The sequence below is a fragment of the Ruegeria sp. ANG-S4 genome (genome assembly GCF_000814005.1).
GTDB lineage: Bacteria > Pseudomonadota > Alphaproteobacteria > Rhodobacterales > Rhodobacteraceae > Ruegeria.
In genome coordinates, this window is the sequence record NZ_JWLK01000006.1 from 42,513 (window position 1) to 55,865 (window position 13,353).

A 13,353-nucleotide genomic window follows, 5' to 3' on the forward strand; every position below is an offset into this window, starting at 1 on the left:
GGCGAAGGTGTTCTGGCAATCAGATTGTCTAGCGGCGATACAGATTCTGTGGCGAATGTTGAAAACTAGCTTCTGATTTTGGCCCCACTTGTGATGTGTGGGTTCACGCAGTGAGTGCGTTCTCATCGCCCTGTATGACCGAGGCAACTTACCCTGCGAACGTCAATAATGGGCTCGATGCTGACGTTCACCTGAATATCGCGAGCGACCGCTGTGCGGACTAAGCAGACATTTAAAGCGCAGGCCAATGCCAATTCAACCAACGTCCCTTCGGTTCTAGGGATCTTGCAACGTGGAAGGACAGCGATGCACTATGCACGCATGTTAAACTTGCGGCTGATCATAATTCCAGCAATCACTCTGATGCTCGTTAGTACGGCGGCGGTATCTTTGGAGATTTCCTGCACTCACCCCGAAAGGCCTAATCACACTTATCGCGTTACCGGTGATCAGGGTGTCTTTACCTGGGACGACCACGAAATCGAACGCACTTGGCTGCTCAAGTGCAATGACCAACGAAACGGCGTATCTGCGTGCCACAGGTCAGAGAGCTTCGGCGAGCGCGGCGCCAGTGTGATGACTTTCGTGATGCTTCCAGACGGTATCTTAGTCGAAAGCGGTTATTGGGCTCTGCTCGATACAAGTCACGTCAGTATAACGTCGGGCTTTGTTTGTGAGTCCGAAAGCGAGTGACAGCATTGTGATTGGGTGGACCTTCTGTTTTGTCCAACAAGTAACCGCTTGTGGCAGCAGGTACACCACTTACTTTGGTCAGTACATTGTCTGGCGATACTCTCGCTCCAGATTTTCGTCCAACCTAAGTTGTTCCTCGGGATCGGTCGGTGCGCCAGATGTTTGATCCAGTATGATCTTCATTAGAGACGGTACGTCGTCACGGTTCTGATGCTGATCGACATCCCAAAGTTTTGATCGGCGAAGAGCTTTCGCACAATGAATGAAGACTTCATCGACATGCACCGCGATGGCAATTTTGGGAACTCGTTCATTTACGGCCATCATGGAAAGCAAATCAGGATCACGCGTGAGTTCCGCGTGACCATTTACCCTCATAGTGTCATCGAATCCGGGCACTAAGAATAGTAGGCCGACTTTGGAATTGGTCAGAATATTTGACAGTGTATCCAAACGGTTGTTGCCCGGTCTGTCGGGGATCAAGAGGGTCGTGTCATCCAATATCTTTACGAACCCGCACGGATCACCTCTAGGACTTACGTCCGCAGAACCATCCGGTGATTGGGTACCGATACAAACAAATGGAGATCTTTCAATAAACTTCCGCGCGTGCTCATCGATATGTTTCAGGCATTTTTTGATAGCGATTTCATGCGTTTCAGAGAACTGTGACCTCAGGTCAGTTTCATTTCGGACTAGGAACGCAGTATTGAGTTTGCTGTTCTTGGGCATCTTACCTCCAAATACTGCTCAGATCAGCATGACGGGACGATTTGTTTCGGTGCAAAGCCTACGATGCGAACGGACACGGGGGCAACTTGCAGGATCGGTCAATTTGGGATCGCTGCGTACGTTCACTGAATTCTAACACGTTGGTATGTTGCGGCATGAAATAATGACGGAGGTCCCAAAAGAATAGGTCATAAAGCATTCGCTAACCGCAGTCCTTCGTTGCTATCTGCTTGGGATGCCTTTCCGCGAATACAGCCGCCATTAGATCTGCACCACTTTCGATTGTCCCTTCAGGTGTCCGATATCACGTCCGAAGCTTTGCGCTGGTGAGGAAAATCACCGGCGGCGATGTAGACTTCCTCCGCGACGGTAGACGTTCGACCGAGTACCTTGTTCCGGTGCGGATGACGCCCGAACCTCTCGATTACTTTGCGAACAGTTCTTTTCTGCCCATTCGCACCGTCGGCCAAAGGCGCCAAGGCCTTCGGCCACAGCGATGCCATTTCATCGACCAAACGGATTCACAAGTCGATCCGATCATGGTGGTCAGGCCCTTCACAATGGCCAATTGCGATGACATAGAACATCTGCTCCCATGGCGTCGACAGCGCGGCATAGTGCCCGTTGGTTATACCCTCCAAACATAATCGGCATGCCAAGATGTCCTGACCAAAAGCGGCGGGTGTATCCCGCCAGAGTGAACGGGGAAATTGATCTAATAGCAGGATCAGTGCCATCCTTCCTCTGGCAGTCTCGGACCATCCATCCAACTCGCCGCGAGCCCCGGCCTCGGTCAATTCGGCAAACTCGCTGCAGATTATTTCGTCCATGCCACCCTGCATGCGTTCGTCCCAGAACTGCATGTGTGTTTGGGGGCTGTTCCAGTGCTCCGTATCGGGAAACCATAGGTCGAGAACTTGGGTCGCGCGAGAGTCTAGATCGTCCATCTTGCCATCCTGTAAACTACAATCCGATTATGTCCGAAATTCTGATTTTGAAAAACAAACCCAGTTTCTTGGTGCAGCGGAACTCCCTGCGAACGCTTGCCTTCTGCAACTAACTCTTTTCCGCGTGTTCTAAATCATGAAAAACTTTGGAATTCGTCGGCACTGAGCAATACTAGGTTTGTGTCACCTGCGGAATGCTCCATGGTCCCTTTTGCTAAGCCAATTACTAAGTTTACACGCGCTGGCGATGTTGCGATTGCCTACCAAGTAATTGGAGACGGACCCATTGATCTTATCTACATCTCTGGTTGGCTCCATAATATCGAGATCGTTTGGGAACACCCTGGATACCGAAAGTTTCTCGAGGGATTAGCCGAGAAATGCCGAGTCATCATCTTTGATAAACGCGGTACCGGTATGTCGGATCGCAACGTTGGAGCGCCGACGCTGGAAGAACGCGCGGAAGACATTCGAGCAGTCATGTCTGCTGTTGGCAGCACCAAGGCTGCAATTTTCGGAATAAGCGAAGGGGGAGCCATGACTGCCGTCTTCGCAGCTTGTTATCCGGAAATGGTCAGCTCGATAGTTATGATTGGTAGCCGCCCCTGCGACGCATGGAAACCTGATTGGCCACGAGGCCGACGCCGTGCGGAATTCGAGAATGACCTCAAACAACTCGAAGCCAGTTGGGGCGATCTCGGTCACGAGTTAGAGTGGGCGGCCCCTTCCGTTAAGGACGAACCAGAAGAACAGGCGTTTTTCAACAAGCTACTTACACAGTCGGCGAGCCCGAGTTCAGCCATTGCCATCACGCGTCTGAACTACGAAATCGACTACAGGTCGGTCCTCCCAGCAATCGAAGCTCCTGCGCTGATCCTTCATCCTGAAAAGGATATCGCAGTTTCTGTAGAAGACGGTAAATACCTCGCCGAGAATATTAGAAATGCTAGCTTTGAATTCGTTGACAACTCAGATCACCTTCCATGGATCGGGGATACCAGCGGTATTGTTCGACAAATCACTGATTTCGTCTGTAATGCCACCTCTGAGACAAGGGAAACCCGTGTCCTGTCTACAATTCTTATGACCGATATCGAAGGGTCAACTGCTATAGCATCGCGCATTGGCGACGAAAACTGGAAAAACACTATTGAGGAGCACGAAGCGGCAGCGGCTCGGGCGATTGCTCGGTACGACGGCGCTCTGATCAAAACCATGGGTGACGGGGTACTCGCAACTTTCACGGGCCCTAGCCGCGCGATTGCGTGTGCCAACGACATTAAAACAAAGGCATCGGACCTTGGTCTGGTCGTACGTGCCGGTATCCATACTGGTGAGTGCCTAAGACGGGATAACGATGTTTCTGGTTTGGCAGTTACCATTGCCGCACGAATTCTTGAGTTCGTACCGGGAGGTGAAACATGGGTTTCTGGTGTGGTTAGAAGCCTGGTCGTGGGTTCGGGCTTGCAGTTTGAACCAATCGGAGAAAGGCAACTAAAGGGTGTCCCCGACAAATGGCCTTTGTTCAAGGTCGAAAACTAGTTTTCCTATTTCTCTCAATTCAACGTCTGATTAGGGCTCGCAGCGGTCATCTGACTGTTTTTCTCAGATGACGGCTTTCCTGCGGTAAGCGGTCATTCTCCCACTGGACTTGTGAGCCAAACGGAGCGGTACTGTCCATGTCGCAACGCACCCAATACTACGCCGCGCCTTTTGCGCCCGGGTCCCCGGGCTCTCCTCGGTAGCAGGGTTCCTTTCAGCCTGCGTGAACCAAAAGGAGAAGAGCAAATGGCAAAATCATCTAAGCCAAAAACCAAGAAAGAAGAGCTCATTCAGATGTTGACCCGGAAAGCCGGGGCGGATGTGGCTATGATCAGCGACAAGCTCGGCTGGCAGGCGCACACGACGCGGGCGGCGCTGACAGGTCTGCGCAAGGCGGGCTACGAGGTTCTGGGCGAGAAGCCATATGAGGGCAAGCCCAAACGCTACCGGATCTCGGCTACGTCCGCCCAAACAGGCGAGATTGCAGGCGCCGAAATGACCGATGCCCGGTAAGCCGGATCCGGATCGACCGCTGGCAATTGGTGCCTGGGAAGAGGCTTTCGGGTCTTCTCCGCCGCCATACCTGTCCGTGGCGTTCATGCGCAAGGCGGTGGCTTATGAAGAGCAGTGCCGCTCTTCGGGCGGTCTACCGGCGGCGACACGGCGCAAGCTGCGACAGATCGCAGAAGGCAAAGGGATTGCACCTGTCAGCAGCGGCGACCTTCGATCCGGCGCGCACCTCGTCCGAGAATGGAATGGCCGAACTTATCAGGTAGAGGTGACCGAGCGCGGATATCATATGGATGGTAAAGACTGGCCGTCGCTCTCGGCCATCGCAAAGCACATCACTGGCACCACCTGGTCTGGTCCCCGGTTCTTCGGCCTGACCCGCAGGGCAGGGGGCGGCAGATGAAGAAGGTTCGCTGCGCCATCTACACCCGCAAAAGCTCGGAAGATGGTCTGGAACAGGAGTTCAACTCGCTGCATGCCCAGCGGGAGGCCTGTGCTGCTTACATCGCCAGTCAGAAACATGAAGGCTGGCTTTTGGTGCGAGACCATTACTACGACGGCGGGCTGTCCGGAGGATCGCTGGAACGCCCGGCCTTGCAGCAGCTACTGGCGGATATCCGGGATGGGAAGATCGACCAGATCGTCGTATACAAGATTGACCGCCTGACCCGGTCGCTGGCCGACTTCGCCAAGATTGTCGATATCCTGGATGCCGCCGGCGCCTCTTTCGTCTCGGTCACGCAGTCGTTCAACACGGCGACCAGCATGGGACGTCTGACGCTGAACATGCTGCTCAGTTTCGCCCAGTTCGAACGCGAGGTGACGGCGGAACGAATTCGGGACAAGATAGCAGCCTCGAAACGCCGCGGGCTTTGGATGGGCGGGCAGGTGCCGATGGGGTATGATCCGGATGGCAGGACGCTGAAGGTCAACGAACGCGAAGCCGAGACGATCCGAACGCTCTACGCGCTTTACGAGCAGTACGGTTTCATCCGGGTGGTGAAAGAGAAGGGCGATGTGCTAGGGTTGCGCACCCGGCGCAGAACACTGTCTTCTGGTGAGATCCGTGGCGGCGGCGCCTTCGACCGCGGGCATATCCATCACATCCTGACGAACCCGGTCTATGCGGGGCGGATCCGGCACAAAGATCAAGTGCATGAGGGTCAGCATGACGCGATCATTGCCCCCGACCGATGGGACGCGGTTCAGCTCAGGTTGCAAGGGATGGCTTCCCGAATACGCTTGAGAAAGGCGCCGCGCCGCGTGTCGCTGCTCTGCGGGAAGATCTTCGATGAAACCGGAGACCGTCTGACGCCCTCGCATTCACGAACAAAAAAGGGTACCCGTTTGCGCTACTATGTCTCGCACCGGTTGATCGCGCGCAGCGGGGAGGAGAACCTTGATGGCTGGCGCCTGCCGGCGGATCATCTCGAGGCCCAGGTCGGCAATCTTGCGCGCGGCCATCTTGCCAGCCCGACATTTGCAGGGCGTCTCTGCCCACAGTCCGGCGCCGGTGAGATCGCCCGGGTTCTCCACAAACTTACGGACCTGACCTCAGGGCCGAATGTCAAAGACATCCTCTCGCTCGTCGAATGCATCGAGATTGCGCCGGGTAAAGTCATGCTCAAGCTCGATTCCAAAGCCGTCGCGGTTGCTCTGGATATCGACATCACTGCAATGGACGCAATTGCGCTCCAGCTCGAAGCGCCTTTCCAGCTACGGAAGCGTGGCGTTGAGACGAAGATTATTCTGGCCGAAACTCCAGTTGGGAAAGACGAGGCTTTGATACGGAACATAGCGCTCGCACATCACTGGATGGAGCGGATCAAGGCGGGTGAGACCTTTGGCGATATCGCTAGAAACGACGGCATCTCCAAACGACGCGTTCAGCACATGATTGATCTTGCCTTCCTCGCACCAGATATCATTCACGACGTTCTGACGGGCAAACAGCCCCTCGGCTTTACGTCCGACTGGTGCAAGTCGCGAACCCTGCCATCAGACTGGCAGGACCAGCGCGCGCTTCTCGCGACTCTCTGATCCACCAAACCGACACCTGCTACCGCGAAAATGCCGAGCGCAGACTTTCGGAGATTTGCGGCCGTGTACCGGCACGGTCCACGGTCTGCGCGATTGCGCCGCGCCGCTAACCCACGGATAATGCTCGGCTATTCGAAGTTCACCTTTTATGGTTTGGAGAAGGGGGAGTGGTTGGCTGGGGTGGTAGGATTCGAACCTACGATACACGGTACCAAAAACCGCTGCCTTACCACTTGGCTACACCCCAACGGTGAGCGGCTGTCTACGACTGTTGCATTCTGGGTTCAAGAGCTTTTTCAGCAAAAAACCATCCGACAAGGCAAAATGTTCGCGAGGTAACAATAGGCCCGGCTTCTGTGGTCCATTCACTCGGATTGGCCCCTTCATTGGCTTTGATCAGTGGCCGATTTTACTCAGAACATTAACTCTTTCGAGATTGGCTTAAGTGGGATTGCACCGTCACTGTAAAAGATGAGATTTCGCGGATTTTCCAGTTGCGCGGCATTCTGTTAAAGTATTGAAAGAATGAGAAAATTAACGCTTCGGGTTGACTTAATTGACTGAGCGTGTACCTGTATTGAACCCGAATGCGATACTCAAGGGATTGGCACATGAACCTTCATCAGAAAGTCGCAGAAGCGCTGAACAAGCAGATCAATAACGAGTTGCACGCATCTTACACGTACCTCGCAATGGCGGCCTATTTTGAAGGGCAGGACTTGCCGGGGTTTGCCAGCTGGTTCCGGGGGCATTCCGCCGAAGAAGGCACGCACGCCATGCGGATTTTCGACTTCATTGCCAAACGCGGCGGGCGGATCGAGTTGGAAGGTATCAATAAGCCGCAGACAGACTACGCGTCACCCGTGGATGTTTTGGAGCAGTCGCTGGCGCAGGAAAAAACCGTGACGGGACAAATCAATGCCCTGTTCGAACTTGCGCATGAGGTCAAGGAATACAGTACGCAGAACATGTTGAACTGGTTTTTGGCCGAGCAGATCGAGGAAGAGGATTTGTTTTCGACGATCCTGGATAAGGCACGAGCGGCCAGCGACGACCGTTGGAACCTTTTGCTGCTGGACAAGGAATTGGCGCAACGCGGCGAAGCGTAGACCGGCGCTGCGGGCTCTATTCTCGAATCTCCGACGCATCAACGCCCCAGAGGTTGGATTTGAGCGTCCACCCACGGTATCCGCCGGCGGATACGCGGCACCAGTCGGGTGTGCACGCCCCCAACCGGGCCACGACGCCGGTTTCGAAATGTGCGTTGATCTGTGAATTTGGGTCGGGCGTGGCATAAACCGGCAGCAGATCGGTTTCGATCAAAACGGTTCGAACACCGGAAAGCAGGGCGTAGTGCACCCATCCGCCGGCACCGTCCCGGTCCTGAACCTTACGCCAGTTTCCATATTCCGCGGTGATTTGCAGGGGCATGCCGCGCCGCTTGAACACCCAATCGATTCGATGTGTCAGGGACGGGCCGCGCCGAACATTGCCTTCGGCGGCTTTCATTGAAACGTATCGTGGCAACGGCAGGTTTGTTACTTGGCCACGCGCATCCTGGGCGCTGGCCACGGTTGTTCCCAGCGCGACACCAAATGCGAACGTAGCCGCCAAACAAAGGCGTTTCACCAAAAAAATAGCACTCACTGCCTGCCTGCTCGTATGCCTGTTTGTCGTGCTTCGAAAAAAGGTTGCTTCAACACTCATGGGGTTCTTGTGCCCCGTCTGTTCCTGCGCCACGATGCCATGGCGCGCATCTGATTGCAAAGCGGTAGGAGGACTGAGGTGCCAAGAGAACGTCTGAGTGTTGTCGTTACGCGACGGTTGCCCGAGGCGGTTGAAACCCGGTTGAGCGAGCTATTCGATGTGAAGCTGCGCGAGACAGATGAACCGATGACGCGCGAGGAACTGACCGCCGCCGTCAAGCAAGCGGATGTGCTTGTTCCAACGATCACGGACGCGATTGATGCCGGTGTTTTGGGGCAGGCCGGGGAAAAGCTGCGCCTGATTGCCAATTATGGGGCAGGGGTCGACAACATTGACGTCTCAACTGCAAGGCAACGGGGCATTCTTGTCTCGAATACGCCGGGTGTTTTGACTGACGATACCGCGGACATGACCATGGCGTTGATCCTTGCCGTCACGCGCCGCTTTCCAGAAGGTGTGAACCTGATGCAAAAAGGCGATTGGAGCGGCTGGGCACCAACTGCTTTGCTTGGTGGACGGATCGGGGGGCGCCGCCTGGGGATTCTTGGAATGGGCCGCATTGGGCAGGCTGTTGCACGCCGCGCCAAGGCGTTCGGAATGCAGGTCCACTATCATAACCGCCGCAGATTGCGCGCCGAGATCGAAGACGACCTGGAAGCCACGTATTGGGACAGTCTCGACCAGATGGTTGCGCGGATGGATGTGTTGACGATCCATTGCCCATCGACACCTTCCACATTTCACCTTATGAATGCGCGGCGGTTGAAGCTGATGAAACCTTCGGCGGTGATCGTGAATACCTCGCGCGGTGAGGTTATCGACGAGAACGCGCTGACCCGCATGATCCGCGCGGACGAGATCGCAGGTGCCGGACTTGACGTGTACGAGCATGGCACGGATGTGAATCCACGGTTGCGGCAATTGCCGAACGTGGTTCTGCTGCCGCATATGGGTTCGGCCACGCTGGAAGGCCGGATCGAGATGGGCGAGAAAGTCATCATCAACATCAAGACATTCGAGGACGGCCACCGCCCACCGGATCAGGTCGTGCCTGCGATGCTGTGAACACTAACTGAGCTCACGGGGAGAATAGGAATGGTGCAGGCGATGGCATTGCCGCGCAACACGGTTGGCATAGAAACAGTAATTGGAATTCTCAAGCAGCGTTTCGGGGATCGGCTTCAGACTGGGTCTGCAATCCGCGAACAGCACGGCCATACGACCACCTGGATCGAAAACCAAAGCCCGGACGCGGTCGTTTTCCCACGATCAACCGAAGATGTTGCCGAGATTATAAAAGCCTGTGCGGCGCACAAGGTCCCGGTTATTGCCTTTGGGACCGGGACATCGCTGGAGGGACATGTAAACGCGCCCGCAGGTGGTATTTCTGTCGATCTGAGCCAGATGAATAAGGTTCTTGCCGTGCATGCCAGCGATCTGGATTGCGTTGTCCAGCCGGGCGTCACGCGTGAGGATCTGAACACCCATCTGCGGGATCAGGGGCTCTTCTTTCCGATTGATCCGGGTGCCAATGCGTCATTGGGCGGCATGGCAGCAACTCGCGCGTCCGGCACCAACGCAGTGCGATACGGCACAATGAAAGACAACGTTCTCAGCCTTGAGGCGGTCATGCCCGATGGGAAAATCATCCGGACCGGGCACAGGGCCAAGAAATCTTCGGCCGGGTATGACCTGACACGCTTGCTGATCGGGGCCGAGGGCACGTTGGGGATTATCACCGAATTGACGCTGCGATTGCACGGCATCCCCGAGGCGATCAGCTCGGCCAGATGCTCTTTCCCGACGGTGGACGCTGCCTGTCAGGCCGTCATGATGACGATCCAATATGGCGTTCCCGTCGCACGTATCGAACTGCTGGATGAAATGTCTGTTCGTGCGGCAAACGCTTATTCCGGGCTGTCTTTGCCGGAAACGCCGCTTTTGTTGCTGGAATTTCACGGATCGGACAATGGCGCGGCTGAGCAGGCCGAGACATTTGGTCAGATCGCGCAGGAATTCGGTGGTACGGATTTCACCGCAACGTCCACAACGGAAGACAGAAACAAGTTGTGGCAGGCGCGGCACGATATGTATTGGGCCTGCCTGCAGTTGCGTCCTGCCGCTCGGGGGATTTCGACCGACGTTTGTGTGCCGATATCGCGCCTCGCCGAATGCGTAACCGCAACTCAGAACAAGGCGTCAGAGCTTGGGTTGCTGGCCCCGATTGTGGGTCACGTTGGCGATGGCAACTTTCACACTCTGCTGTTGATCGACATGGAAAATGCGGACGAGATGACCAAAGCCGGTGAATTCGTTGGCTGGCTGAACGACATGGCGATTTCTATGGATGGCACGTGCACAGGGGAACACGGAATCGGACAGGGCAAACGCCCCTACCTGACCAAAGAACTTGGGTCAGCCGTGTCTTATATGGCTGCCATCAAGTCAGCTTTGGACCCGGACAACATCATGAACCCGGGTAAGATAATCTAACGCGGAATTGCTTAGCCCTTTCAAGGCAACGCGACCAATGCCGCGAACCGTCGGGGAAAGCCCGATTGTCTTTCGCCAGCGTCGGTTTTGTGCGCAATTGCGTCGGATGGACTTGGCGCTATGGCCTGCGGTTGGGCATAAACCTTGCCAAACAGATTCAATCCGGAGAACGGGATTATGAAGACCCAAGTCAAAGCACTGGTCGTTGGCGGCGGCGCCATCGGAACCTCGATTGCCTATCATCTGGCCAAGGCGGGCTGGGACGATGTGATGCTGATCGAGCGGGACGAGCTGACCTCGGGTTCCACCTGGCACGCGGCGGGTCTGCTGCCGCTGTTCAATATGTCTTATGCGACGACCCACATCCACAAATACTCGGTCGATTTCTACAAGACGCTTGAGGAAGAAACTGGGCTGAATGCGGGCTTCGCCGTGGTGGGCAACCTGCGCATGGCACAAACGCAGGATCGGATGGATGAGTACATGCTGTATGCGTCCACGGCTGAGACCTGCGATGTGAAATATGAGTGGCTGACGCCTGATCAGATCAAGGAACGCTGGCCGCTGATCGAAACCGGCGATCTGAAAGGTGCGATTTACCACACCGAGGATGGATACATTAACCCCGCCGATGTGACCCAGGCGATGGCCAAGGGCGCGCGTCAGCGCGGTGTTGATATCGTGCGCAAGATGCAGGCTGATGCCTTCCACTGGAACGGCACACATTGGGAGGTCACCTGCACCAAGATGGTCGAGCAGGGGGGTAACCTTGTACCGTCCGATGAGCAGGTGGTGATCACTGCCGAGCATGTCGTGACCGCCTCGGGCAACCACGCGCAGCGCACCGCCAAGATGCTGGGCATCAAGATGCCCGCCATCCCGGTCGAGCATACCTTCATCGTCATGGACAAAGACCCGGAACTGGTCAAATGGCGTGAAGCCGGCAATGCCGAGCACCCCGTGGTGCGGGACGCCGACAACGAATCCTATGCGCGTGAAGAACGCGGTGGCTGGATTCTGGGTATCTACGAACACGGCGCGCCTGCACGTTTCGAATACGGTGTGCCCGACAGCTTCCGCGCCGACCTGTTCCCGCTCGATCTGGACCGGATCGCCGAGCAGTACATGGCAATGGCCGAGCGCGTACCGTCTTGTGCCGACTCCGGTTTGAAAGACGATTTCAACGGCCCGATCTGCTACACGCCCGATGGCAACCCGCTGGTTGGCCCCGCTCCGGGTCTGCGCAATATGTGGCTGGCCGAGGGTTTCAGCTTTGGCATCACCGCTGCGGGCGGCACCGGCTATTATCTTGCGCAGATGATGGTCGATGGCGAAGCCGAGATCGACATGGCCTCGCTGGACCCCAAGCGTTACAGCAGCAACTGGATGACCACAGAATTCGCAGCGCGCAAGAACGAAGAGTGCTATGAGCACGTCTACATCCTGCACCACCCGGATGAAGAGCGTGAAGCCTGCCGTCCGCTGCGTACCGTTCCGGCGTACGACCGTCAGAAAGCACGTGGCGCACAGTTCGGCTGGGTCAACGGCTGGGAGCGTCCGAACTATTTCGGCCCGCTGGACGCACCCGACAACTTCGACAAAGAGAGCCGTTCGTTCCGCCGCGGCGGCTGGTGGCAATATGCCGTCGAAGAAGCCAAGGCAATCCGCGAAGGCGTTGGCCTGATCGACGCATCGGCCTTCACCAAACATGTTGTCAAAGGCCCCGGTGCGACCCAGTTCCTGGATTGGTTCACCTGCAACAAGCTGCCCAAGGTCGGTCGTATCAACCTGACCTATGCGCTGACCTCGCACGGCACCACCCGCACCGAATACACCATTGTTCGCAATGGCGAGAACAACTACTACATCGTCTCTGCTGGTGCCTGGACCGAATACGACGCCGATTACCTGCGCAAAGCGGCCGAGGACAAGATGGAGGAGTTCGGTTACATCGAGATCCAGGACGTGACCACTCAGTGGGGCGTCTTCGCCATCGCCGGACCCAAGTCGCGCGACGTTCTGCAAGAGGTCATCAAGGACGCCGATCCGGAAACCGCTCTGTCCAACAAACGCTTCCCATGGCTGTCAGCCCGTCAGATCGAACTGGGCATGTGCCCGGTCAACGCGATCCGCGTGGCCTATACTGGCGAGCTGGGCTGGGAACTGCACCATCCGATCGAGATGCAGAACTACCTATTCGATCTGCTTGAAAAAGCGGGTGAGAAGCATGGTATGAAACTGGTCGGTGCCCGCGCCCAGAACTGGCTGCGTCAGGAGAAGTCCTATCGCGCCTTCGGCACCGAACTGGGCCGCGACGCGACCCCACTGGAAGCCGACCTGCCGCGTTTTGTCGATCTGTCCAAGGAGTTTCACGGCAAGGCCAAGCTGGAAGAAACCGGTGTGCGCGTGAAGTGCTGCACCTTGCTGATCGACGGACCGGACGATGCGGACCCTTGGGGCCGTGAGGCTCTGTATACGCCGGAAGGCGAACGCGTTGGTCGACTGACCTCTGGCGGCTACTCGGTGGCCTTCGAAAAATCCATTGGCATGGGCTATGTGAAGCCCGAACTGGCCATTGAGGGCACCAAGCTGAAGGTCAAGATGCAGGACAAGCTGTGGGATGCGGTCGTGACATGCGACAGCCCTTACGATCCCAAGAATGAAACCATCCGCAAGGACGGGTAACACG

At 56.1% G+C, this 13,353-nt stretch carries 10 protein-coding genes, 1 tRNA gene and 1 pseudogene; 8 read left to right on the forward strand and 4 right to left on the reverse strand.

Annotated features, from left to right (window positions below; all coding sequences use genetic code 11):
- Positions 1–771: 771 nt before the first annotated feature.
- Positions 772–1,425: a pyridoxamine 5'-phosphate oxidase family protein gene (locus tag RA28_RS18030; protein ID WP_039531931.1), complete on the reverse strand. Its 654-nt coding sequence runs from the start codon at positions 1,423–1,425 to the stop codon at positions 772–774.
- 290 nt (positions 1,426–1,715) lie between these two features.
- A pseudogene (locus RA28_RS18035) lies at positions 1,716–2,372 on the reverse strand (DUF924 family protein).
- A 201-nt stretch (positions 2,373–2,573) separates the two neighbouring features.
- Here RA28_RS18035 and RA28_RS18040 point away from each other — a divergent pair.
- From RA28_RS18040 to RA28_RS18055, 4 genes are all read left to right on the forward strand, one after another.
- Positions 2,574–3,914, forward strand: a complete 1,341-nt coding sequence (locus tag RA28_RS18040; RefSeq protein ID WP_039531933.1) for an adenylate/guanylate cyclase domain-containing protein — start codon at positions 2,574–2,576, stop codon at positions 3,912–3,914.
- 246 nt (positions 3,915–4,160) lie between these two features.
- Positions 4,161–4,427, forward strand: coding sequence for a DUF3489 domain-containing protein (locus RA28_RS18045; protein WP_039531934.1), 267 nt, complete (start codon positions 4,161–4,163; stop codon positions 4,425–4,427).
- On the forward strand, positions 4,417–4,827 hold the full coding sequence (locus RA28_RS18050) for a DUF2924 domain-containing protein (protein WP_039531936.1): 411 nt from the start codon (positions 4,417–4,419) through the stop codon (positions 4,825–4,827). The genes RA28_RS18045 and RA28_RS18050 overlap by 11 nt, the downstream gene beginning before the upstream one ends.
- Entirely contained in the window at positions 4,824–6,464 is a 1,641-nt protein-coding gene (locus RA28_RS18055) for a recombinase family protein (protein ID WP_039531938.1), read from the forward strand. The genes RA28_RS18050 and RA28_RS18055 overlap by 4 nt, the downstream gene beginning before the upstream one ends.
- 172 nt (positions 6,465–6,636) lie before the next feature.
- Here the strand turns inward: RA28_RS18055 and RA28_RS18060 are convergent.
- A tRNA-Gln gene (locus tag RA28_RS18060) sits at positions 6,637–6,711 on the reverse strand.
- 364 nt (positions 6,712–7,075) lie between these two features.
- Here RA28_RS18060 and RA28_RS18065 point away from each other — a divergent pair.
- Entirely contained in the window at positions 7,076–7,573 is a 498-nt protein-coding gene (locus RA28_RS18065; RefSeq protein ID WP_082029856.1) for a ferritin, read from the forward strand.
- A 16-nt stretch (positions 7,574–7,589) separates the two neighbouring features.
- On the opposite strand, the gene RA28_RS18070 is transcribed toward RA28_RS18065, so the two are convergent.
- Positions 7,590–8,171 (reverse strand): SH3 domain-containing protein, encoded by a 582-nt coding sequence (locus RA28_RS18070; protein WP_052261528.1) that lies wholly within the window; start codon positions 8,169–8,171, stop codon positions 7,590–7,592.
- Positions 8,172–8,249: 78 nt separating this feature from the next.
- Here RA28_RS18070 and RA28_RS18075 point away from each other — a divergent pair, with 78 nt between their 5' ends.
- The 3 genes from RA28_RS18075 (at position 8,250) to RA28_RS18085 (ending at position 13,349) form a co-directional block, all read left to right on the forward strand.
- Positions 8,250–9,236 carry a 2-hydroxyacid dehydrogenase gene (locus RA28_RS18075; RefSeq protein WP_039531941.1) on the forward strand — a complete coding sequence of 329 codons (987 nt, stop codon included), beginning with the start codon at positions 8,250–8,252 and terminating at the stop codon, positions 9,234–9,236.
- 30 nt (positions 9,237–9,266) lie between these two features.
- Positions 9,267–10,664: an FAD-binding oxidoreductase gene (locus RA28_RS18080; RefSeq protein WP_039531942.1), complete on the forward strand. Its 1,398-nt coding sequence runs from the start codon at positions 9,267–9,269 to the stop codon at positions 10,662–10,664.
- A 177-nt stretch (positions 10,665–10,841) separates the two neighbouring features.
- Positions 10,842–13,349: a GcvT family protein gene (locus RA28_RS18085; protein ID WP_039531944.1), complete on the forward strand. Its 2,508-nt coding sequence runs from the start codon at positions 10,842–10,844 to the stop codon at positions 13,347–13,349.
- The last annotated feature ends 4 nt before the right edge of the window (positions 13,350–13,353 follow it).

What these genes read in the sequence shown, in the direction of transcription:
- RA28_RS18030 (WP_039531931.1), bottom strand. Translation starts at nt 1,425, where the DNA reads ATGCCCAAGAACAGCAAACTCAATACTGCGTTCCTAGTCCGAAATGAA.
- RA28_RS18040 (WP_039531933.1), top strand. Translation starts at nt 2,574, where the DNA reads ATGGTCCCTTTTGCTAAGCCAATTACTAAGTTTACACGCGCTGGCGAT.
- RA28_RS18045 (WP_039531934.1), top strand. Translation starts at nt 4,161, where the DNA reads ATGGCAAAATCATCTAAGCCAAAAACCAAGAAAGAAGAGCTCATTCAG.
- RA28_RS18050 (WP_039531936.1), top strand. Translation starts at nt 4,417, where the DNA reads ATGCCCGGTAAGCCGGATCCGGATCGACCGCTGGCAATTGGTGCCTGG.
- RA28_RS18055 (WP_039531938.1), top strand. Translation starts at nt 4,824, where the DNA reads ATGAAGAAGGTTCGCTGCGCCATCTACACCCGCAAAAGCTCGGAAGAT.
- RA28_RS18065 (WP_082029856.1), top strand. Translation starts at nt 7,076, where the DNA reads ATGAACCTTCATCAGAAAGTCGCAGAAGCGCTGAACAAGCAGATCAAT.
- RA28_RS18070 (WP_052261528.1), bottom strand. Translation starts at nt 8,171, where the DNA reads ATGAGTGTTGAAGCAACCTTTTTTCGAAGCACGACAAACAGGCATACG.
- RA28_RS18080 (WP_039531942.1), top strand. Translation starts at nt 9,267, where the DNA reads ATGGTGCAGGCGATGGCATTGCCGCGCAACACGGTTGGCATAGAAACA.
- RA28_RS18085 (WP_039531944.1), top strand. Translation starts at nt 10,842, where the DNA reads ATGAAGACCCAAGTCAAAGCACTGGTCGTTGGCGGCGGCGCCATCGGA.